This is a genomic window from Pontibacter sp. H249, from assembly GCF_037892465.1.
In the GTDB taxonomy this organism is placed as follows: domain Bacteria; phylum Bacteroidota; class Bacteroidia; order Cytophagales; family Hymenobacteraceae; genus Pontibacter.
Genome location: NZ_JBBKTR010000014.1, coordinates 41322 through 62472 on the forward strand (window position 1 = coordinate 41322; position 21151 = coordinate 62472).

Consider the following 21151-nt stretch of genomic DNA (forward strand, 5'->3'; position numbering starts at 1 on the left):
TAAATAATTAGTTTTGTAAAAAGGAGTGTAGTATAAAGGGTGCAAAGCAAACTTATTTTCAAAATTGGATTGTTCATAAAACAACCTTTGTAATACGCTTTTTTTATTTTTTGCGTAGTAGACTATTTGAAAATTGCAGAAAAAGCAGAAATTGCAATTTGAATAAAGAACTAAAAGCGAAACAATTACATTTTATAATTACACAAACAATTTATTACAACACAAACAGCTAAACTTTAAACTTTAAACAAAATGGAAAAAAAGACTGCAGTAGTAAGCAAAAATGCTAATGTAGAAGCCAAGAGCGGCTCAGCCAGCTCAATATTTGCCACAATCGTTATTCCGGTAACGTTCGTGGTTTGCGTGCTAATCTATATGTTTGTTCTTGGTAACCCTGCTAACTTCGAAGGTGGCAGCAACGAGAACCATCCTCTTCCTGGCAACTACCTTGGCATTGTTTACAAAGGTGGTTGGGTAGTACCTGTATTGATGACACTGGTACTTCTTGTATTTATCTTCGCTATTGAGCGTACGCTTACAATCAGCAAAGCAAAAGGTACTAAAAACGTTGCAGGCTTCGTACGTACTATTTCTGCTAAACTTAACCAGCGCGATATCAACGGTGCAATTGCTGCCTGCGATGCTCAAAAAGGTTCAGTTGGAAACGTAGTTAAAGCTGGTCTTCTTAAGTACAAAGAAATGCAGAACGAGCCTGAGCTTTTAAAAGCTGAGAAAGTAGCTGCTATCCAGAAGGAAATCGAAGAATCTACTTCACTTGAGTTACCAATGCTTGAGAAAAACCTTGTAATTATCTCAACTATCGCTTCTATCTCAACACTTACTGGTCTTGTTGGTACAGTACTTGGTATGATTAAAGCGTTCTCGGCTCTTGCTGCTTCTGGTACGCCTGATGCAACTGCACTATCAAATGGTATCTCTGAGGCCCTTATCAACACGGCTCTTGGTGTAACTGGTTCTGCAATCGCTATCATTGCCTACAACTATTTCACTAGCAAGATCGATGAGTTAACGTATAGCATTGATGAGGCTGGCTTCAGCATTATCTCTACTTTCGCTGCTCAGCACGAGACAACTGGTGCACCAATAAGACAACAAACTGTTTAATTGACTCTTAACACAAGAAAATGCCTAAAGTAAAAGTAAAAAGGACCAAACCAACCTTGGACATGACACCAATGGTGGACCTTGCCTTCTTGCTGGTTACTTTCTTTATGCTAACAACGCAGTTCTCTCCTGAAGAAGCCGTAGTGGTGGATACACCATCTTCTGTTTCGGAGATAAGACTGCCGGAGTCAAACGTAATTGTAATAACGGTTGATAAGAACGACCGCGTATTCTTTGGAGTTGACAGCAAGCAAGTAAAGGAAGCTGTGCTTAACAAGATGGCAGGCAAATATGGTGTTGGGTTCAATCCAATCGAAACAGAAACCTTCTCACTGCTAACAAACTTCGGAGTGCCGATGAACCAGCTTAAGTCATACCTGGCGATGAGCGATGACGCACGTAAGAAGTACGATAAAACAGCTCCTGGTATACCAGTAGATTCTACTAACAATGAGTTAGCAGACTGGGTACACCAGACACGTTTAAGCAATCCTAAGGTAGTAATTGCTATCAAGGGTGACCAGGATGTGAGCTACGAAACAGTACAGAAGGTTATTAGTACCCTGCAGGACAAGAAGGTAAACAGATTTAACCTGATTACCGACATGGAAAATAGACCTACTAACCTTTAATTGGAGAAGATAAAAAATGGCAGAAGTACAAGAAAAAGCCGACTCCGGTAAAGGCGGGAAAAAAAGAGCCAAAAAGATGTCTGTCCACCTGGACATGACACCAATGGTGGACCTTGCCTTCCTTCTACTAACGTTCTTTATGCTTACTACTACATTTAGTAAGCCACAGACCATGGAAATTAACATGCCTGTGAAAGAAGAATCTCCAGAAGACCAGATGCCACTTAAAGCAAGTAATGCTTTAACTATTATTGTGGGAGAGAATGATAAATTATTTTACTATTTCGGACTTGGCGATCCAGCTGATAACCCGGAAGTATTAGAATCAGATTATTCTGCCAATGGTATCAGGAAAGTGCTTTTATCACCACGCGTTAAGTCTAACGACAAAATGACTGTGCTCGTAAAAGCAATGGAGACCTCTCGTTACAAGAACATGGTAGACATTTTAGATGAGTTAAAGATCACTGAGACTAAGAAATTTGCCCTTGTTGACATTACAGACAACGACAAAACATTAGTACAGCAAACATTAGGACAATAAGATATGGACGCAAGTCAGTTAGCAAAAGCATCGCTTGATGATATCGTCTTCGAAGGACGAAATAAGGCGTATGGTGCATACTCACTTCGCAAGCTGTATAATAAGCACGTTACTAAAGCCTATATCATTGCTACAATTTTATTCTTTTTGTTTATCAGCATTCCGCTTATAAGCAGATTGTTAGCAACTGAAGAAGAGGAAGAAGTGGTTGAGCGTATTATCACAGAAGTAGACTTGGCACCGCCACCACCATTAGAAGAAAATACACCGCCGCCACCGCCGCCGCCAGATCTTCCACCGCCACCGCCGCCAGTACGAGCACAGGTTAAGTTTACACCGCCTGTAGTTAAACGTGACGAGGAGGTACAGCAAGAGGAAGAAATTCCGGATGTGGAAGTGTTGGAGGAAATCGACGCTGGTACTAAAACAGTAGAAGGCGTTGTAGGTGCTCCACTAGATCTGGGCGACATCGACGGAACAAGCGATGTAGTAGCAGAGGTAGTAGAAGAAAAACCTTATACTTACGTAGAGCAGATGCCAGCTTTCCCTGGTGGTGAAACAGAAATGCTTAAGTATTTGGCTAAAAACATTCGCTACCCGGCAGCTGCACAACGTGCAGGAGTTGAAGGCCTGGTTGTACTTTCTTTTGTAGTAAGTAAAACAGGTGAGATCTCTGAAATCCAGGTTGTGAAAAACCTTGGAGCCGGTACCGATGAAGAAGCAATGCGTGTTGTGAAAACAATGCCTAAGTGGACTCCAGGTAAACAGAACGGTAGAGCAGTACCAGTACGTTACACGTTACCAGTACGATTTACTATTAAGTAAGCACTAATAAGTACATAACTAACAAGGCCAGCTGGTTAAACCGGCTGGCCTTGTTGTTTTATATCTCCAAATCAAAACCTAAAAAGATACCAGAAGATAGGAGTATGAAATAAATCCTCTGTCAATAGTTCTCAAATCAGGGTTTGAGTGCTCCCACATCACGAAATGGGGAGATTTAGCTTTACATGAGTCGTAAAATTGTCACAGATAGCAGCCTTGCTAATTAGATACAACAATAGCAAAGCAACTAATTGGATGTGAAACTTTAACTTAACTATTAGACCCATGGAAAAGCAGTATTTCTTAAGCACTACGTTCAATGAAGTAATCTTCAGCAATAGGAACAAAGTATACGGAGCATATGAATTGAGGCACAAGTATGCACACAATGTAAAGTCTGCAATGTTAGCAGCAACACTACTGTTCACCTTATCACTCCTGACTCCACTTATTAAAACAAAATATTTCCCTGATAAGCAAGAACATCAATTACCTAAAAAAGAAACTCTTGGAACTGTAGTCATTATAGATCAAGTAATACCCACAATTGAACAACCTAAAGAAGAAGTAGCAGCAGTTACTCCTAAAGAAAAAGTAAAAACGGAAGTATATACAGAGCAAAAAATAGTACCAGATGATAGTAAAGAAGAAGAAGTGATCATAGCTGACCAAGAGCAACTTAAAAATGCAGCTTTTGGTAAAGAAACAATTGATGGCATAGTCCTTGAAATACCAGATGCTGTACCAGCAGATGTTGCACCTACAGGAATAGACAATGGATCAGGAGAAAATAACGACTCAGATATATTTATAAATGCTGAAGAAATGCCCGAGTTTGTTGGTGGCGAAAAGGCAATGCTGCAATTTATTGGAAGAAAAATTAAGTATCCTGCAGCTGCTCAACGTGAAAACATTGAAGGCTTAGTTGTCGTTACATTTGTGGTTACCAAAAGTGGAGATATAAGTGACGTAGAAATAATAAAGGGATTAGGATACGGCACAGATGAAGAGGCAGTAAGAGTGGTAAAAGCAATGCCAAAATGGAAGCCCGGCAAACAAAATGGAAGACTTGTAGCCGTGAGATATACGCTACCAATCCGATTCAGCTTAAATTAATTTAAAATTCATTTATGAAAAAAGGAGCATATGAAAGGAATCATATGCTTCTATTTTCATTTTTAATACACAAGTGCTATTTTTAGGAGTTAAACATTAATGTATCGCTAAAACAAAAGCATGCTAAAACCTAGAAAAGATAGATCAGCCGCAAATACGACTCAAAAGTTCGTAAGGATGTTTGGCCTGCTCATGACATTACTTTATGTAGGGTTAGGAATTTTTCTGATAGCAGCAGATAAAGAGAGTTTAAATCTAAACATCTCAGATGAAGTAAGAATAGTATTAGGCGGCGTACTTATACTTTATGGAGCTGTAAGATTTATAAGAGTGCACCAACTAAATAAGAAATCCAGATACAGGGATGAAGAGTAAACTAAAAAGTATAATAAGTGGAGTAGCGTTGACTGCAACTCTTTTTTCCTGTGGTGGTGACGATCCTAAAAAACAATTAGATACACCTACAACCGGAAGCATATCGATCAGCATTGATGAGTCTTTTCAGCCAATTCTGGAGACACAGATTAGCACATTTGAAAGTATTTACAAATATGCTGACCTTAATCCAGCTTACAAGCCAGAGGGGCAGGTAATCAATGATTTGCTAAATGACAGCACCAAAGTTGCAGTGCTTGCAAGAAAGCTAAATGAGGAAGAGAAAGCAGTATTTGATAAAAGGAAAATAGTACCTCGAACAACTAAAATCGCAATCGATGCTGTTGCATTAATTGTGAACAAAAACAATAAAGACACTTTACTTACAGTTGATGAATTGAAGAGTATCTTTTCAGGAAAAGTAAAAACCTGGAAAGAGCTTGATGAGACATCAACACTTGGAGATATAACGATTGTGTTTGATAATAATAACTCAAGCACAGCACGATATGTGAGAGATACTTTGATTGCTGGTCAGCAGCTTCCATCAAACACATATGCTTCCAACTCGCACAAAGCACTCATAGAGTATGTGGATCAAAATGAGAATGCAATTGGTGTAATTGGTGTAAATTGGATCAGTGATTTTGATGATGCTACTGTAATTGGATTCATGAATCAGATTAAAGTAGTAGCAATTAGCTCAGACCCTGCGCCATTTACAAATGACAGTTATTATCAACCCTATCAGGCGTATATCGCACAAGCTGAATATCCTCTCCGCAGATACCTGTATATTATTAGTACTGAGGGACGTACAGGTCTTGGCACAGGATTTGCATCATATGTAGCCGGAGACAAAGGACAACGTATTATACTCAAATCCGGACTAGTTCCTGCCACAATGCCAGTAAGAGTTGTAGGTTTAAGAAACTAAACTCCATTTTTGAACATTACATTTAAAACAGAAACAACTAAACCTAAATTACAATGACTAAGAATTGGAAATATATCGCCCTTATGGCGACAGCCTTTCCTGCTACAGCAGCTTTTGCACAATCTGGTGATGCAGGTCAGAAAGCTGTTGATTTAGAGCGCTATGAAGAAGCTAAAAACTATTACAAATCTCAATTTGGTTCAAAAGATGCAGATAAAGCGTATTTCGCGATAGGAGATATTTATCTTAAGACTGAGAAACCAGACTCTGCAGCTTACTTCTTCAATCAGGCACTTACAAATAATAAGAAATCATCTATAGCTCATGTTGGTTTAGGCAAACTAGAGTTACAAAAGGGTAATGAAGCAGCAGCTGAAAACCATTTCAAGAATGCGCTTAAGAGAGGGAAAAAAGACTCTTACGTACTCACTGAAATTGGTGAAGCTTATGTAACTGCTCCAAATGCATCTGATGCAACTATTAATAAAGGTGTAGAGTATCTGAAGCAGGCTATTGAGCGCAATAAAAATAATGCAGAGGCTCAGGTTGTATTAGGTGATGCTTACCTAGCCATGAAAAAAGGCGGAGAAGCAATGACAGCTTATGACAGAGCGATACAAATTGATGATCGCAATGCAAAAGCTTACTTGAAGAGAGGCCAGCTTTATACTAGCTCGCGTAATTACAACGAAGCTGAGGAAGCATACAAAAAAGTAATTGAAGTAGACCCTAACTATGCGCCAGCTTACCGCGACCTAGGTGAACTTTATTACTTTGCCGGTCAGTACGACAGAGCTTTATCTACTTTCCAGAAGTATGTAGATATGTCTGAAAACACTCCTGAGACTCGTGCTAAGTATGCGTCATTCCTGTTCCTGACAAAGAACTATGACCAAACGCTAAAAGAAGTAGAGCAGGTACTGCAGAAAGACCCTACTAACACAGTAATGAACCGCTTAAGAGCGTATTCTTATCTTGAGCTAGGCCAGCCTGAGAAAGCGTTAGAGGCAATGAATTCTTACCTGCAGAAGGTAGACAAGACAAAGCTAATTGCTAGTGATTACGAATATTACGGAAAGATCCTTGGTAAGAATAATCAGAATAAGGCTGCTATAGATAACTTGAACAAGGCAATCTCGATGGATTCGTCTAAAGTAGAGTTATACTATGACTTGGCTAACCTTTATGCAAAAGACAAGCAGTTTGATAAAGCTATCGCTACTTATCAGGAGAAGCAGGAAAAGCATGGTGTAGCAAACACAGATTACTTCCATATCGGTAATGCTCACATGATGGCAGAAGATTATGAGAAGGCTGCTGAGTCTTATAACAAGATCATTGAAGCTAACCCTACTTATGCTTATGCTTATATCTGGAGAGGCCGTGCTTTGTACAGCCAGGACCCAGAGACTGAAAAGGGTTTAGCGAAGCCAATGTATGAGGAGTTTATTAAGCTAGCTGGCAATGAAACTGAAAAGTATAAGAAAGAACTGATCGAGGCAAACACTTACTTAGGTTATTATTATTACCTAAAAGGTGAGCGCGACAATGCAGTTAAACATTATACTACAGTTAAACAGTTAGACCCTGCTAATGCACAGGCTGAAGCTGCTCTTAACGAGATTAACAAAACTGCTAAGAAACGTTAATTAGTAGTCACTATAAGAAAAAAGAAAACCCGCTCATAAGAGCGGGTTTTCTTTTTTCTTATAGTGACTACTTTTTTACAGCAAACTCTACTCTGCATACAGCTCCCACTTATCCAGCACCTGCTGAAAATCTTCTGGTAGCTCCGTATTAAACTGCATAAACTCCTTTGTTACCGGATGTATAAAACCCAATGATTTAGCATGTAACGCCTGTCTCGGCATTAGCTTAAATGCGTTCTCTACAAAAGCTTTATAGGTTCCGTTAGGAGTACCTGATAGTATTTTATCTCCTCCATAGGTAGCATCAGAGAACAATGGATGACCAATATACTTCATATGGGCTCTAATCTGATGTGTACGGCCGGTTTCGAGGTTGCATTGCACCAGCGTAACATATTTAAACCTGCGTAGCACTTTGTAATGCGTCACAGCGTGTTTCCCATACTCTCCTTCAGTATATACTGCCATCACCTTCCGATCCTTAATACTGCGCCCTACATGGCCTCTAATTGTGCCTGCATCCTCTTTAAGTGAACCCCATACAAGAGCATAGTATGTTCGCTCTATAGAATGGTCATAGAATTGCTTAGCTAGGTATGCCATGCTATAATCCGTTTTAGCAATTACCAATAAGCCTGATGTATCTTTATCAATGCGATGCACTAAACCAGGTCGACCCTCCCCATTTTGAGTAGTTGGCAAATTCTGCAAATGATAGACTAAAGCATTTACCAGTGTCCCGTTCCAGTTATTGTAGGCAGGGTGCACCACCATACCAGCCGCCTTGTTTACCAATAGTAGCTCGCTGTCTTCGTACAAGATCTCCAGCGGAATATTTTCTGGAACAATATCAGTATCGCGTGGTGGCTCTGCTAACGTAACTGTAATTACATCATTTGGCTTAACCTTGTAACTTACTTTTACTGGTTTCTGGTTAACCTGTACCGCTTCTGACTTGATGGCTTCCTGCAGTTTATTCCTGGTAACGTTTGGCAGGCGGTCCATCAAAAATTTATCGATCCGCAGTAAGCTTTGCTTCTTATCAACAACTATCCGATGATGCTCATACAACTCATCTGAGTCTTCAGCTGTTTCATCCTGTTCTAAATAATCAACCACGGTAATATCTATTAGGTATAAATAAAAAAGAAAGCCGAAGTAGATACATCGGCTTTCTCAAACTATAGAAAGTTATTTGTTATGCTGCTAAATTAGTTTTTCTTCTTAGCAGGCGTCTTAGCTGGTGTTTTGGCCGGTGTAGAAGCTGGCTTAGCTGCAGCAGGCTCTGGAGTTTGCTGTGCTTTGGCTGGGTCAACACCTAACTTCTTAAGAACAAGTGGTGAAATATCGCCACCCTCTGGGCCAGCAAGTAATGCCTGGTTGCTAATTACGTAAGTATAACCATTCTCTTTTGCTACATCTTTGATAGCTTTGTCGATCTTAGCAATAACAGGATCTACTAAAGATTTCTCTTTTTGCTGTAGTGACATCTGTGCATTACGCTGAAATTCCTGAATAGAGTTGTTTAGGTTCATCAGCTCCTTCTCTTTGTCCTCACGAATGGTTTTATCCATTGTAGCTGCACCTTTTTCATAAGCCTGCAATTTAGTCTCGTACTCGTTATACTTGCCTTTCAGCTGATTTTCCAGCTGCGTGCTGTGTGTTTTAAGTTCAGACTCAATTTGCTTGCTCTCTGGCAACTGTAGCAGGATATATTCTACGTTTGTATAACCAATTTTAAGGGGCTGGTCACTGCTTTGTGCAAAAGACGCAAAGCTGATCAGTAAGAACGCTACTACTAAGGTTTTGATTTTGTTCATCATTGGTTGGTTAATTAAATAATGTTCAGTTGTTAGTTTTTAGACTTCTTTTTTGTTGCTGGCTTAGCAGTATTGGTATCCCTTTGCTGGGTTTCCTGCGTTCCAGTTTCAGGTAAAACATCTGTCGAATCATCAGCCGTGTTAGTTGCTGGTGGCCTGTTACCAGGTGTATTTTGCCTCTCTGAAGCTAAGCCAAGTTCTTCTAACACATACTCAGTATAATCATGAACTGGGTTAGTATAAATCATTACAAGATCCCCGGACTTATCAAACATGATCTGCAGCCCCCTTGCCTTCGATACTTTCTCCACAGCTGTAAAAACTTCATCCTGTATCGGTCGCATCAGCTCCTGGCGGCGCTTAAACATCATACCTTCATAGCCAAAAACCTTACGCTGATAATCACGCATTTCGGTTTCTTTCTTGGCAATCTCAACCTGCCGCTTCTTCTTCATTTCATCAGTAAGAAGCACTTCCTCGGCTTTATAATCTTCTTTCAACTTGTCAACCTGCTGTTGCAAAGTCTCTATTTCTTTCTGCCACGCTTCTGCGTATTTGTCCATCTCCTGCTGTACTTTATTGTAGGCAGGCATCTTGCTCAGAATAAAATTTGAGTCAATATAGCCAAACTTCTGTGCTTGCGAAATATGCGCCAGCAAAAAGCCTGTTAAAAAGATGAACAAAAACTTTTTCATACTAATTCCTTCCTTAGCGTATCTGCTGGCCTATGATAAAGTGGAACATGCCACGCTTATCGTTCTCACCTCCAGGCAATGTATCCAGTCTCCAACCATAGTCAAAACCTAACATACCAAAGGCTGCCATAAATATTCTGGCTCCCACACCCGTTGAGCGGTATAAATTAAACGGATTGTATCTTTCGTAAGATCCGAAGTTATTACCTGCCTCTAAAAATGCCAAACCATAAATAGTGGCCGCCGGGTTTGGTGACACTAAATAACGGGCCTCTAACACAAACTTGTTGAAAGCCACACCACCGGCAGAACGTAGCGTTAAATCATCGTTATTAACAACACGCTCATCATCGTAACCACGCAAGCCAATGAATTCAGTTCCTACAAATATGTTGGCACCTCCAAGACCGGAACCACCTAGTTTAAATCGTTCAAACGGCCCAATTTGCTCCTCACTGCTATAGTTGCCCAGGAAACCAAAGTGTGCTCTTGTGTTTAGTACCAAATTCCCTGCCAAGTTTATAAAGTATGAGGCATCAAACATAAACTTGTTAAACTCAATGAATTCATACTGGTTTTCTCTGTCAGCAAACAGTGAATATGGCGGTGTAAGGTTTACGCTTAACGAGACAGAAGAACCACGACGAGGGAATGTTGGGTTATCTATGCTGCTACGGCCGATTGTATTTACAAACGAAATACTGTTAGACACTCCGTTATCAAATCTTTGATCGCCAAAGCCTTGGAACAACGGATAGTTGTTTAGGTTGTATCGGTTAAATGATAAGGAGTGGTTCATGTAGAAGAAGTCATCTGGCCAATTCAGGCGGCGGCCTAAACTGATAGCTGCACCATCTACGTTTAAACGCTGGTCTGCATCACCTGGTATTCTTCTTACAGTTTTAAATAAACTTACTGAGAATGAATTACGCTTTCGGCCACCTAACCAAGGTTCTGTGAACGATAGTGAGTAAGACTGATAGTACTTACCGTTTGCCTGTACGTTTAGTGATAAGCGCTGGCCATCACCGCTTGGTATTGGTCTCCACTCCGATAAGTTAAACAGCTTACGGGTAGAGAAGTTGTTTAGTGTGAGGCCTACTGTTCCTACGGCACCGATAGGGCCACCCCAGCCACCAGATAAACTGATTTGGTCGTTTGGTCTTTCTACTACACTGTAATTAATATCTACTGTACCGTCTGCCTGGTTCGGGATTGGTACCATGCCAATTTGCTCTGGGTCAAAGTAGCCTAGATTTGCAAGTTCGTTACGCGAACGAATTAAATCGTCGCGGCTATACTTTTGGCCAGGTAACGTGCGCAGTTCGCGTAGAATCACGTGGTCACTTGTTTTATCGTTACCGCTAACAGATATCTTATTGATAGTTGCCTGGGGTCCTTCAAAAACACGCATTTCCAAATCAATGGAATCACCAACTATAGCTACCTCTACAGGATCTATGCTCGAGAAAAGGTAACCATCGTTCTGGTAAAGGCCAGATACATCTATACCACCTGTTGGATTATAGTTAATTCGCTTCTCAAGTTCTTCCTGATTATAAACATCACCTTTCTCAATACCAAGTACTCGTGTCAGGTAATCATCGTCGTACAGGTAGTTGCCTTTCCAAGTAATGTTACGGAAATAGTAACGGCTACCTTCATCTACTACTATCTTAATTCCTAACCTGTCGTCGCTTATTCTATAAACAGAGTCAGACACAATGGTAGCATCCCGGTAGCCTTCTTTGTTGTAGAAGTTTATTAAAAGCTCCTTATCGTTTTCATACTCCGCCTTCTGGTATTTAGAGGAGGTAAAGATCTTATAGAACTTCTTTTCTTTCGTCTTCTTCAGCTGGCGCTTCAGTTTACTATCCTTAAAGGCTTCGTTGCCTTCAATTACAATCTCGCCAATTTTAACTTTATCACCCTTATCTACGGCAATATCTAACACTACACTGTTTGGAAGTGTAGTAGATGGGCGCTGAACAATATTAACTTTAGCGTTTAAGAAGCTTTTTTCAGCGTAATATTTACGGATTACATTGCGTGTGCTGTTTAGCACAGCATCCGTTACAATTTTACCTTTTTGCAGCGGCACTTTACCCTTTAAAGCATCAGACTGTGTTTTGTTTATCCCTGTAAAAGTATAATCCGCAAGTCTCGGACGCTCTGTAAGGCTAAAGTTAAGCCAGATGCGATCGCCTTCTACTTTTGTGATAAATACCTCTACATCACCAAGTATACCCTGCTCCCACAGCTTTTGGATAGCACGACTAATATCCTCACCGGGAACAGTTATCTGATCGCCAACTTTGAGCCCTGTAATAGAGACCAGTGCAGATGGTACCAGAAAGTTAGCCCCTGTCACCGTGATATCAGCGATAACATACTGGCGAGGTTGCGCGTAATCAATTGGGGTAGTTTGCGAAGGGTTGTTTAGAACTTGGGACGATGCTGTGCCTGTTATCAACAGGAACACAATTGCCCAGATGCATCTTGCCATTAATATTCTCACTTGGTTAGTTGTTCACTAGTTTTTCCGAACCTGCGCTCGCGGCGCTGATAAGAAATAATTGCTTCATATAGGTGCTCTTTTCTGAAATCAGGCCAAAGCAACTCTGTAATGTATAACTCTGTATATGCCATCTGCCACAGCAAAAAATTGCTGATGCGCTGTTCACCGCTTGTTCGGATTAAAAGTTCCGGATCGGGTATACCAGCAGTTGACAGGTAATTTGTAAAAGAAGATTCCGTAATATCCTCTGCCTTCATACTTCCACGACCCACTTCAGCTGCCATACGTTGCACAGCCTGCGTTATATCCCAGCGGCCGCTGTAGCTTAGCGCAAGTACCAGCGTCATTTGGGTATTCTCTTTCGTAAGGTCCATGGCCTCCATCAGCTCTCTCTGGCATGAAGCAGGTAAGCTGGAGGTATTGCCAATAGTCTGCAACCGGATATTGTTCTTATTTAAGGTAGCGGTTTCCTTACGAATAGTAGAAACCAGTAATTGCATCAGTGCAGTTACTTCGGTAGCTGGTCTTTTCCAGTTCTCGGTAGAGAAAGCATAAAGCGTTAAATACTTTACTCCCATCTCAGCTGCTGCCTCTACAGTTTCACGTACTGCTGTTATGGCACTCTGGTGACCAAATATGCGTAAACCTCCCCGCTTCTTCGCCCAACGCCCATTACCGTCCATTATAACGGCAATGTGCTTGGGTAAATTGTTTAAGTCAACTTTCTCTTTAAGATTCATTAAAGCACAATTTCCTTGCAAGTTACTAAATACAAGGCAAATTTGTGAAACATTAACTTTCTAATCTAATATTCCTGTCTTGTTTTTATAAGGAGGAGGGCAATTAACGCGGTATATGGTATAAGAAAGGCTTATTCCGTTGTAAAAGTACCAATCGTTGTCGAACGGATTGGCTATACGTTTCCCGTCAATTTCGTACACGTTGTCCAGACGGTCCATAAATAATTTACGTGCTCCAAACTCTAGTCCCAGGTTCCAGTGCTTGCTTAACGCATACTTTACCCCTACTCCAAACGGAACAGAAATAGCTACATTTGTTTCGTAAGGCTTATCGAGCACAGGCTGAAGATCTGGATTTTCAGTTGTAACCTTAATATTGTAGATCAACCCCGCAATGCCAGCAAAAAAGTATGGTGAGATGCGCAGCCTTTGGCGAAGATCGTAATAATCCAGAAAATTATATTCTCCTACTAAAGAGACTTCCGCAAAACTTAGCCGCGCTTCGGCTTGTCTCCAATTGTGTAGTGGCAGGTCATAAGCCTCATCGCTGAAGGTGTTATCATCAATAACACGGTGGCTTAGCATCAGCCCACCTCTGGCTGTTATAGCACTCGATATATCTCTGCGGTAAAAAGCCGTAACTGCCGGTTGATTATTTAAGAAGCGGTAATTTGGAGAAAGTTCGCCTTTATAGTTAGCCCCACCTATACCAACACCTATTTCGCTGGTTGTAACCCGCGACTGAGCCTGAGCCAATTGGCTAAAAAAAAGACTCCCTATTTGCTGTAAGGCACAAATAAGGAGTACTTGTTTAAATATTTTTAATATCATGAAAATCTAATACGGAGTTTAGAGAAGAACGATAACATGTTCATTCTATTATCTAAACTTCGGACTTCTAATACGAGGAGTAAGAATATAGTTCAAAGTAATGTTTGATGTGATGTACCAATCATCGTCTGCATCATTACCTCTTCTATTGTTTCTGATAGTACCATAACTCTGGCTTGTGCTGTTAGGATTAAGCGTGGCACTTCCATAAGGTGTACCAGACTCATCATTAACTACTGTAAACCCGCTGGCTGCGCTTCTGTCTGAAAGTAAAGCCGCAGCTTTAGGGTTACTGCCGCCACCTGCTAATATATCTGCTTTGCTGGCATAGCCCCCGCTAGAGTCGTCTAAGTAATCAGTAAATGTTTTTCTCCAGCCAACTTCAAGGCTTAGGTCCCAATATCTGTCTATCTTATAACGCACACCTAAACCAAAAGGAATGGCAATCTGAATGCGTTTGTATGGCTCAGGATAATCTCCGTTTGCATACTGGCCTGCTGTACCAAGCGGCTGAAGCTCGTACCATCCTGTTGGAATGTCATCTTCTGGAGCAAGTGTTCTTCCTGAGCCTGGAGCGTAGTAGGAACCTCTTTCGTAATATGCCTTTGGGTTGTGATGTAATAACGCGACACCTACAAAGCCATACGGCACAAAGTCCGGACGACGGCGATAAGTCTGGCGGTTTTCGAATAGGTCAACAATAACAACTCCACTTAATTCTTTGATATCATTCCTAAAAGATAAGTTACGTCCGAAACGGCCAATATTCTCCGACTCGTTTTCAGATGCGCTTAGCATATCATCGCCAACAATACGCCCCCATTGAAAAGCTCCACGGAATGATATTCTTGGGAAATATCGATAGGTGTAGCTAATACCTGCACTTGGCCTTGTAGACTTAAAGCGAAGGCTTGTAAAATCTGGCTCCGGCACTATGTCCCCGAAGTAGTTCGTAGCACCTAGGCTTAAACCGATAGAACCGTACCTCTTTCTTTGTGTGAATCGCTGCGCTTCAGCCTCAGTGGCTACCAAGGTAATCGTAAAGATAAGCAGCAGCACAAGGGTACAAAATTTTCTCATAATGATAACAATTTCTTAAGAATGGAGATTTTGTATAATTAACACTTACCCCAGTTTACTATAGCAAGGACAAAAATAACTATTTAACCTTACTAAAGAAATGATATTTAATATATTTAATATAATTTACTTTAGAAGGACATTTCTTTTATCAAGACCCCAATTTAATTTACTACGCAGCGTAGATAAAAAATTAACGTGATTCAGCTTTACTAAGCGGGCAACAAAGTGTTCTCTTCTTACGGCTAACTGCACCGACATGTCTACTGGAGTAGACCTTGAATCTAATGAAGCAAGATAGCCACTACTACGTCCTTCTACTTCAAAGGAAATTACACTTCGATCTGACACGATCATAGGGCGCACATTTAGATTATGGGGACATACGGGTGAAATAACAAAATTGTTGGTTTGCGGTAGCACTAATGGTCCACCACAGCTTAACGAATATCCCGTAGACCCTGTAGGAGTGGCAACTACAAGGCCATCTGCCCAGTAAGAGTTCAGGTACTCACCATCTAAATAGGCATGCACTACTACCATTGATGATGTGTCACGTTTTAAAATACTAAATTCATTTAACCCGAAGTTTATCCCGTCAAACACTTCTTGGTCAGAATCTACCCTAATCAAAGCGCGATCATCTAACGTATAATGGCCTTTGTACAGTGCGTCTAATGCAATGCTTATACTATCGTAAGGTATAGTTGCCAAAAAGCCTAAACGCCCAGTATTGATTCCTAGTATAGGTATTTGCTGTGCTCCTACATAAGTTACAGAATCTAGCAGCGTGCCGTCTCCTCCAACACTTAACACAACATCCACACCTTCAAGCTTATCACCGCGTTTAAAAGTCTGAATGCCAGTAGGAATGTTAAGTGTGTTTTTTAAATAAGCATGAAAGTGTTCAACTAAAAAAAGATCTGCTTTGCGCCTTTTTAGTTCATCAAAAAGCATCTGGATAAAAGGTGCAATGCTATCGCTGAATGGTTTTCCCAGTATTGCTATTCTCATAATTCATAAAGTTTAAAAAGGTATGCGCCCGCTAAAGTATATACCTCTGTCTCCTTCTAGGTTCAACGTGTACTCTGCCCGTAGCACCATGTCATAAAAAGTAACCACATGTAAGCCTAATCCTCCTCCAGCCAAAAAACGGTTGGTTAGTGGGTTTCCTTCAGCAAAGGCGTTATCCACTACATAACCTGCATCTGTAAAAGCGTTGAGAAACACCGACAAAGGTATATTATTAAACTTTGGGTTATCTATAAATTTAAGTTTTATACTTTTAATATCAAGCAGCTGCCTCGTTAGGCCTTGCTTAAACATGCCATAATGCTGCCCTCCTATTATATACAATTCATATCCTCTCACATAGGAGCGGTAGCCTAACGCAATGTTATCAGCAAAAGCATGCTCACCGGCTAACCTTAAATGCCCCTCAGCACTTACCATGTAAAAGTACTTATCAGATAATTTACTGTAGTGCGTGTACTTTGCCTTAGCGGTAGTAAATGAAGTGCCAGACTGCCTCAGGAAAAAAGTTTGAGCTATACCAGCCTCAAAATAACTCCCGACCGTTGGATACACAAAGTTGTTGCGCAGGTTAATAACTTTATAAAACTCAAGGCGCATGTATTGCCGCTCCTGCAGTGCATCATGGTAATACTCAGGGTTAAGCCGCGACACAGAGTCTGATATTTGCTCGTTGTGGTAAGACAGCCGAAGCCCCTGCTGCCGCTGCACGCTTTGCCTGTGTATAATGCCAGCTGCCACAGAGGTTCTTTGAATAGGCAATACATCCTGCTGCTCTACAAAGCGTTGCTTGTTGTTAAAGTTTGTGTAACTGGTAGTTCGGCTTCTGTAATCAGCTATGGCAAAATCGGCTCCTAAATTATACTTTCTAATAATATAAGGTACTCTGTAAGATAACTCCAGCCGCTTGTTAAATCCCTGCTGCACTCTTAGGCGCACATCTTCGTTTTTCCCTCTGAAGTTGCGCCGCACTAAGCTTAGGCCATAGTCAATCCGGCTCCAGTCTTTGCGTTCTAGCCAGGCGTTAAAGTTACGCTCTGCAAAATCAAGTATGGGTATAGGATATAGGTAAAAGCGCTCCTGTACATCATAGGTTACTTGCAGGCTGCCATTTGTACAGGTATAATTAAGATTAACGTAGTGGAAAAGGCGCAGGTTAAAAAGCCTTCTTCGATTATCCTCCAGCAGCGCTTCCAAATCAGCGGCGGCAATTGTATCGCCGGGCGCAAATGTTAACTCTACCCGCATTACCTGGTCCTTGGTTACATCGTTGCCGGCAAAATCTATACTTTGTACCACCACAAAAGGGGTATCGCAAGGCATAGCAGTAGCTGCAACAGCTGTCAGGCAAGAGCAAAGTATAAAAGTTAACACCAACAGCCTCATGTATGCGCTGCCTAAATATCTAGGTACTTAAATAGCATATCTAGCCTGTCGCGACCAATATCTTGCTCGGAAGTATCGTTAAATTGAGCTGTAATACGGTATTCGAAGCGTTCCAGTGTGGCGATAATGCGTGTGAGATCGGTGGTATTCAGCTTAAGCGTGAGCTTTATTTTATAAGGATCCATCTCGTCAGGAGACACATAGGCACTCAGGATCTTTGTATTCTCCTCTTCTATCAAACGGCTAATCTGGCTCAGGGAGTAATCACGTTCCGGCATAGACAGCACCAGTATACTGCCCTGCCCCTGTAACGCCGACATTTGCCCGAAAGCTGCCAAAGTATCGTTAATGGTAATAATACCCATGTAGTCCTGCTCTTCATCCAGCACAGGCACTACTTGTATTTTGTTTTTGATGGCGGCCTCCATCACATCGTAAAAGTGCTGGTTGTGCATCACAGAAACATCCTGATACTCTAACTCCAGCTCCTTTAGCTGCAGGCTACGGTTAGGCAGCTCAATTAAAGCCAGTTCTGTTGCTAAACCTTTAAATTTACGGTTACTCACTACCGGCAACTCGTTTACTCTGAACTCATCCATCCAGCGCAAAGCCTTCTCTACGGTATCATAGAGTTTAAGCGGCGGGATCATTTGGTTGATGAGTTCTTCTGCTATCATGTAGTAATGGCGGTTAAGGGTGTTTTTGCTAAAAATTTATCTAAGATACTGTTAAACTTCTCCGGATGTTCCATCATAGGTGCATGGCCGCACTTATCTATAAAGTATAAATTGGAGTTTGGTATAAGCCTGTTAAATTCATGTGCCACCATAGGTGGCGTTATAGTATCGTTCAGGCCCCATATTAACAACGTAGGCACCTTTATGTTTGTGATATCTTTTGCCATATTGTGGCGCTGTGCCGATTTGGCAATGGCAATGATGCGCAAACACTTTGCGTTACTGTTAGTAATATCAAATACTTCGTCTACCAGTTCCTTAGTAGCAGTATCAGGGTTATAAAAAGTATACTCTACGCGCTCTTTTACATAATCGTAGTTGCCGCGCTTTGGAAAAGACCCACCCATAGAGTCCTCGAACAGGCCAGAGCTACCGGTTAGCAGCAAGCGCTTTACCTTAGTTGGGTTGTTCAAAGTATAAACCAGTGCCACATGCCCGCCTAATGAGTTCCCTAACAAGGTCAGATTGTTCAGGTTCATGCGTTTTACAAAATCCTCTACAAACGAAACCAGCCCAGGTACGCCTGCCTTATGCAACGCCATCTCGTAGATCGGCATTAACGGAATAACAACGCGGTAGTTTTTAGAGAAATGGTCTACTACTCCGTGCCAGTTGCTTAGCGCGCCAAACAAGCCATGTAACAGCACCATCACTTCGCCTTCACCTTCATCTATAAACTTAAATCCGGCTTCTTCTCTAATTTGTAAATTCATGTAATCTATACTTTGTAACAGAAACGTATTTTCAGGCTAATACGGTTAATTAGCCTGCAATATTAACAATACTAACCCAATTTTTGAGCATCTGCAAGCCATAAGTGGTTAAGGCAGCCTCCGGATGAAACTGCAGCGCATAGAGTGGCAGTGTTTTATGTTTAAAAGCCATAAGTTCGCCCTCGGCTGTGTGCGCCAGCGGTTTTATACTTTCGGGTGTATGGTGCAGCACCAGCGAGTGGTAGCGCACTACCTCTGTTTTGGGAGGTATGCCTTTAAATATAGGATCGGCTTCGCAAATAATCTCTGATACTTTACCGTGCATAGGTTTAATGCCTTTTTCTAGCTTTGCCCCAAAAAACTCACCCAGCGCCTGATGACCTAAGCAAATCCCCAGCATCGGTACCTTTTCATGGTAATAGTGGATCACATCCATCAGGCTACCGGCCTGCTTTGGCGTGCCTGGCCCCGGCGATAGCACCACTGCCTCTACAGGCAGCTGCTTTAGCTCCTCCAACGGCACATCGTTGCGCACCACCTTTGCCTCTACTCCCGCCTGCCCAAAGTAATCTACCAGATTGTAGGTAAAAGAGTCAAAATTATCGAGCAGCAAAAGCATGGAATGTAATTATTGATTACTTATTGTTGATTGGTTGATCATTTGTTGTCATCTAACTCCCAAACTCTTAACCTCCTAAAAGTGTTGCTTCAGAGAGCTGATAAGCGCCTTTACAAATGGCAGTACATAGCTGAGGATATCCAAGGCATAGGGGGTAGTCTTTAGCACCACCGGGTATACCATAGAGGCATCGGCTGTATCTTTAGAGATGCTAATGCCAGCCATATCCGACACGTAAAGCAGCAGGCTTAAGGCAACGCACCATTTCAGGGCTCCAAGTATACTGCCCAGCACGTTATCAAAAAGGCCAAAAGGTGTAAAGTCTATTACTTTTTTTAGCAATACTCCACCTAAGTGTATCAATAATATTATGCCCACAAACACTACCAAAAAAGTAACGTAAGGCAACAGCCCGTGGGCATCGCCAATAAAGCCTTCCATTACAGGTAATGCCGTATCTAATAGTTTTAAGCCGCCAAGTATAGCCAGCACCAATGCCAACAGCGACACCAGCTCCAGTAATAGGCCTTTCCGGAAACCCTGGAACGCGCCCCAAAGTATGGGCAGCGCCAGAAAAAAATCAAACGTACTCAAGGGTGTAAAGTATAAAGTATAGATGCCGCAGCCTTGCCATTTATACTTGCAGAACTGCGGCATCTAATTTAGCTAATTACAGGCAAAGGCTGTAAAAATAATTTACTTTAAATTGTCCGGAACCGGTGTAACCTGCGCCAGATAACCAGAATACGACACAAAGAAAATTTTCCAATTACCGTCTACCTTCATCAGCTCCCACGACTCTTTACCCCAGTTCTGCGGCTTCTCATCCACCCACAAACTGTAGTCGAAAGTCACAGACGCAATCAGCGGGTCGTTCACGACTTCAACATTAAAAAACTTCTCTTCTACTTTACCTTTGGTTGATACAATAAACCTGATAAAATCTTTATAAGAAGAGGGGTCTAAAGCTTTTTTATCGGGATAATACTTCCGTACGAAGGCCATTGATTTATCATCGGTAATGCCTAGCCAGGGGATGGAGTCGTAAAGAAAAAGTTGATTGAAGCTGACGCTGTCTTTGTTGATGATGCTTTTCCGGAAGGTTTCCACTACCTCCAGAATCTGCTGCTTGTCTTTGTCAGGTTTACTTTGCGCCAGAGCAGGCACGGATAGCAGCACAAGCGCTGCCCCTAGTAAGATATTTTTCATAGTATGTAGGTGTGTTAAAAATCCGCAGCGAAAGGTAAATATAATTGCGCACTTTTAACACATCTACATCCTTAAAATCAAATACTTATACTTAAAAATCTGTATTGTTCAGCAATTCTCCTACGGCGGTGGAGATGGCACGTCCATCGGCTTGGCCAGCCAGTTCTTTAGAGGCCACTCCCATTACTTTACCTAAATCAGAAGGTCCGGTAGCTCCTACACGCTGAATTATATCTAATAAGCGGATGCGTAGGTCGCCTTCGTCTAGTTGTTTTGGCAGATATTCTTCGATTACATTTAGCTCTGTCAGTTCTATTTGCTCCAGATCAGTGCGACCCTGTTTTGCATAAAGCTCTGCAGACTCACGGCGTTGCTTGGCAGCTTTGGTCAGTAGCTTCATCTCAGTATCCTGGCTAATGCCTTCGGTGCCGCCCTTTTCTGTCTCGGCCAGCAATATCAGCGATTTTATACTTCTAAGGGCCTGCAGGCGTGCTTTATCTTTAGCCAACATAGCTTCTTTTATATCGGCGTTAATACGGTCTTTTAATGACATAGTCTTTATATGTGT

Annotated in this window: 23 protein-coding genes; 8 read left to right on the forward strand and 15 right to left on the reverse strand. The window is 41.6% G+C overall.

Annotation, left to right across the window (positions count from 1 at the left end; genetic code table 11):
- Window positions 1-252 precede the first annotated feature (252 nt).
- The 8 genes from WG943_RS16085 (at window position 253) to WG943_RS16120 (ending at window position 7203) form a co-directional block, all read left to right on the forward strand.
- Window positions 253-1125: a MotA/TolQ/ExbB proton channel family protein gene (locus WG943_RS16085; RefSeq protein ID WP_340410554.1), complete on the forward strand. Its 873-nt coding sequence runs from the start codon at window positions 253-255 to the stop codon at window positions 1123-1125.
- Window positions 1126-1145: 20 nt separating this feature from the next.
- A complete protein-coding gene (locus tag WG943_RS16090) occupies window positions 1146-1757 on the forward strand; it encodes an ExbD/TolR family protein (protein WP_340410556.1) in 612 nt (203 codons plus the stop codon).
- A gap of 16 nt (window positions 1758-1773) precedes the next feature.
- The gene (locus tag WG943_RS16095) at window positions 1774-2301 is read left to right on the forward strand and encodes an ExbD/TolR family protein (RefSeq protein ID WP_340410557.1); all 528 of its coding nucleotides are present in this window, start codon (window positions 1774-1776) and stop codon (window positions 2299-2301) included.
- A gap of 3 nt (window positions 2302-2304) precedes the next feature.
- Window positions 2305-3126 carry an energy transducer TonB gene (locus WG943_RS16100; RefSeq protein ID WP_340410558.1) on the forward strand — a complete coding sequence of 274 codons (822 nt, stop codon included), beginning with the start codon at window positions 2305-2307 and terminating at the stop codon, window positions 3124-3126.
- A gap of 285 nt (window positions 3127-3411) precedes the next feature.
- Window positions 3412-4242, forward strand: a complete 831-nt coding sequence (locus tag WG943_RS16105; RefSeq protein ID WP_340410559.1) for an energy transducer TonB — start codon at window positions 3412-3414, stop codon at window positions 4240-4242.
- A gap of 120 nt (window positions 4243-4362) precedes the next feature.
- Window positions 4363-4617, forward strand: a complete 255-nt coding sequence (locus tag WG943_RS16110; protein ID WP_340410561.1) for a hypothetical protein — start codon at window positions 4363-4365, stop codon at window positions 4615-4617.
- Window positions 4607-5554, forward strand: a complete 948-nt coding sequence (locus WG943_RS16115) for a PstS family phosphate ABC transporter substrate-binding protein (RefSeq protein WP_340410563.1) — start codon at window positions 4607-4609, stop codon at window positions 5552-5554. The genes WG943_RS16110 and WG943_RS16115 overlap by 11 nt, the downstream gene beginning before the upstream one ends.
- Window positions 5555-5607: 53 nt before the next feature.
- Entirely contained in the window at window positions 5608-7203 is a 1596-nt protein-coding gene (locus tag WG943_RS16120) for a tetratricopeptide repeat protein (RefSeq protein ID WP_340410564.1), read from the forward strand.
- An 87-nt stretch (window positions 7204-7290) separates the two neighbouring features.
- On the opposite strand, the gene WG943_RS16125 is transcribed toward WG943_RS16120, so the two are convergent.
- From WG943_RS16125 to WG943_RS16195, 15 genes are all read right to left on the reverse strand, one after another.
- Window positions 7291-8322, reverse strand: a complete 1032-nt coding sequence (locus WG943_RS16125; RefSeq protein ID WP_340410566.1) for an RluA family pseudouridine synthase — start codon at window positions 8320-8322, stop codon at window positions 7291-7293.
- Window positions 8323-8414: 92 nt separating this feature from the next.
- Window positions 8415-9026, reverse strand: a complete 612-nt coding sequence (locus WG943_RS16130; RefSeq protein WP_340410567.1) for an OmpH family outer membrane protein — start codon at window positions 9024-9026, stop codon at window positions 8415-8417.
- A gap of 29 nt (window positions 9027-9055) precedes the next feature.
- Complete coding sequence (locus WG943_RS16135) at window positions 9056-9718, reverse strand: OmpH family outer membrane protein (RefSeq protein WP_340410568.1); 663 nt, start codon at window positions 9716-9718, stop codon at window positions 9056-9058.
- A gap of 13 nt (window positions 9719-9731) precedes the next feature.
- Entirely contained in the window at window positions 9732-12224 is a 2493-nt protein-coding gene (bamA, locus tag WG943_RS16140) for an outer membrane protein assembly factor BamA (RefSeq protein WP_340410570.1), read from the reverse strand.
- Between the two features lie 8 nt (window positions 12225-12232).
- Window positions 12233-12976 carry an isoprenyl transferase gene (locus tag WG943_RS16145; protein ID WP_340410572.1) on the reverse strand — a complete coding sequence of 248 codons (744 nt, stop codon included), beginning with the start codon at window positions 12974-12976 and terminating at the stop codon, window positions 12233-12235.
- A gap of 60 nt (window positions 12977-13036) precedes the next feature.
- On the reverse strand, window positions 13037-13807 hold the full coding sequence (gene porG / locus WG943_RS16150; protein ID WP_340410573.1) for a type IX secretion system protein PorG: 771 nt from the start codon (window positions 13805-13807) through the stop codon (window positions 13037-13039).
- A 48-nt stretch (window positions 13808-13855) separates the two neighbouring features.
- Window positions 13856-14887: a DUF6089 family protein gene (locus tag WG943_RS16155; RefSeq protein WP_340410574.1), complete on the reverse strand. Its 1032-nt coding sequence runs from the start codon at window positions 14885-14887 to the stop codon at window positions 13856-13858.
- 126 nt (window positions 14888-15013) lie between these two features.
- A complete protein-coding gene (locus WG943_RS16160) occupies window positions 15014-15901 on the reverse strand; it encodes an NAD kinase (RefSeq protein ID WP_340410575.1) in 888 nt (295 codons plus the stop codon).
- A gap of 12 nt (window positions 15902-15913) precedes the next feature.
- On the reverse strand, window positions 15914-17305 hold the full coding sequence (locus WG943_RS16165) for a BamA/TamA family outer membrane protein (RefSeq protein ID WP_340410576.1): 1392 nt from the start codon (window positions 17303-17305) through the stop codon (window positions 15914-15916).
- An 11-nt stretch (window positions 17306-17316) separates the two neighbouring features.
- Window positions 17317-17982 carry a CBS domain-containing protein gene (locus WG943_RS16170; RefSeq protein ID WP_340410577.1) on the reverse strand — a complete coding sequence of 222 codons (666 nt, stop codon included), beginning with the start codon at window positions 17980-17982 and terminating at the stop codon, window positions 17317-17319.
- On the reverse strand, window positions 17979-18755 hold the full coding sequence (locus WG943_RS16175) for an alpha/beta fold hydrolase (RefSeq protein ID WP_340410578.1): 777 nt from the start codon (window positions 18753-18755) through the stop codon (window positions 17979-17981). Before WG943_RS16175 ends, WG943_RS16170 begins: the two co-directional genes overlap by 4 nt.
- 49 nt (window positions 18756-18804) lie before the next feature.
- A complete protein-coding gene (locus tag WG943_RS16180; RefSeq protein ID WP_340410579.1) occupies window positions 18805-19374 on the reverse strand; it encodes an anthranilate synthase component II in 570 nt (189 codons plus the stop codon).
- A 75-nt stretch (window positions 19375-19449) separates the two neighbouring features.
- Window positions 19450-20031, reverse strand: a complete 582-nt coding sequence (locus tag WG943_RS16185; protein ID WP_340410580.1) for a CvpA family protein — start codon at window positions 20029-20031, stop codon at window positions 19450-19452.
- 39 nt (window positions 20032-20070) lie between these two features.
- Window positions 20071-20583 (reverse strand): hypothetical protein, encoded by a 513-nt coding sequence (locus WG943_RS16190; protein WP_340410581.1) that lies wholly within the window; start codon window positions 20581-20583, stop codon window positions 20071-20073.
- Window positions 20584-20674: 91 nt separating this feature from the next.
- On the reverse strand, window positions 20675-21136 hold the full coding sequence (locus tag WG943_RS16195; protein WP_340410582.1) for a GatB/YqeY domain-containing protein: 462 nt from the start codon (window positions 21134-21136) through the stop codon (window positions 20675-20677).
- Between the last annotated feature and the right edge of the window lie 15 nt (window positions 21137-21151).

What these genes read in the sequence shown, in the direction of transcription:
- WG943_RS16085 (WP_340410554.1), top strand. Translation starts at nt 253, where the DNA reads ATGGAAAAAAAGACTGCAGTAGTAAGCAAAAATGCTAATGTAGAAGCC.
- WG943_RS16090 (WP_340410556.1), top strand. Translation starts at nt 1,146, where the DNA reads ATGCCTAAAGTAAAAGTAAAAAGGACCAAACCAACCTTGGACATGACA.
- WG943_RS16095 (WP_340410557.1), top strand. Translation starts at nt 1,774, where the DNA reads ATGGCAGAAGTACAAGAAAAAGCCGACTCCGGTAAAGGCGGGAAAAAA.
- WG943_RS16100 (WP_340410558.1), top strand. Translation starts at nt 2,305, where the DNA reads ATGGACGCAAGTCAGTTAGCAAAAGCATCGCTTGATGATATCGTCTTC.
- WG943_RS16105 (WP_340410559.1), top strand. Translation starts at nt 3,412, where the DNA reads ATGGAAAAGCAGTATTTCTTAAGCACTACGTTCAATGAAGTAATCTTC.
- WG943_RS16110 (WP_340410561.1), top strand. Translation starts at nt 4,363, where the DNA reads ATGCTAAAACCTAGAAAAGATAGATCAGCCGCAAATACGACTCAAAAG.
- WG943_RS16115 (WP_340410563.1), top strand. Translation starts at nt 4,607, where the DNA reads ATGAAGAGTAAACTAAAAAGTATAATAAGTGGAGTAGCGTTGACTGCA.
- WG943_RS16120 (WP_340410564.1), top strand. Translation starts at nt 5,608, where the DNA reads ATGACTAAGAATTGGAAATATATCGCCCTTATGGCGACAGCCTTTCCT.
- WG943_RS16130 (WP_340410567.1), bottom strand. Translation starts at nt 9,026, where the DNA reads ATGATGAACAAAATCAAAACCTTAGTAGTAGCGTTCTTACTGATCAGC.
- WG943_RS16135 (WP_340410568.1), bottom strand. Translation starts at nt 9,718, where the DNA reads ATGAAAAAGTTTTTGTTCATCTTTTTAACAGGCTTTTTGCTGGCGCAT.
- bamA (WP_340410570.1), bottom strand. Translation starts at nt 12,224, where the DNA reads ATGGCAAGATGCATCTGGGCAATTGTGTTCCTGTTGATAACAGGCACA.
- WG943_RS16145 (WP_340410572.1), bottom strand. Translation starts at nt 12,976, where the DNA reads ATGAATCTTAAAGAGAAAGTTGACTTAAACAATTTACCCAAGCACATT.
- porG (WP_340410573.1), bottom strand. Translation starts at nt 13,807, where the DNA reads ATGATATTAAAAATATTTAAACAAGTACTCCTTATTTGTGCCTTACAG.
- WG943_RS16155 (WP_340410574.1), bottom strand. Translation starts at nt 14,887, where the DNA reads ATGAGAAAATTTTGTACCCTTGTGCTGCTGCTTATCTTTACGATTACC.
- WG943_RS16160 (WP_340410575.1), bottom strand. Translation starts at nt 15,901, where the DNA reads ATGAGAATAGCAATACTGGGAAAACCATTCAGCGATAGCATTGCACCT.
- WG943_RS16165 (WP_340410576.1), bottom strand. Translation starts at nt 17,305, where the DNA reads ATGAGGCTGTTGGTGTTAACTTTTATACTTTGCTCTTGCCTGACAGCT.
- WG943_RS16170 (WP_340410577.1), bottom strand. Translation starts at nt 17,982, where the DNA reads ATGATAGCAGAAGAACTCATCAACCAAATGATCCCGCCGCTTAAACTC.
- WG943_RS16175 (WP_340410578.1), bottom strand. Translation starts at nt 18,755, where the DNA reads ATGAATTTACAAATTAGAGAAGAAGCCGGATTTAAGTTTATAGATGAA.
- WG943_RS16180 (WP_340410579.1), bottom strand. Translation starts at nt 19,374, where the DNA reads ATGCTTTTGCTGCTCGATAATTTTGACTCTTTTACCTACAATCTGGTA.
- WG943_RS16185 (WP_340410580.1), bottom strand. Translation starts at nt 20,031, where the DNA reads ATGCCGCAGTTCTGCAAGTATAAATGGCAAGGCTGCGGCATCTATACT.
- WG943_RS16190 (WP_340410581.1), bottom strand. Translation starts at nt 20,583, where the DNA reads ATGAAAAATATCTTACTAGGGGCAGCGCTTGTGCTGCTATCCGTGCCT.
- WG943_RS16195 (WP_340410582.1), bottom strand. Translation starts at nt 21,136, where the DNA reads ATGTCATTAAAAGACCGTATTAACGCCGATATAAAAGAAGCTATGTTG.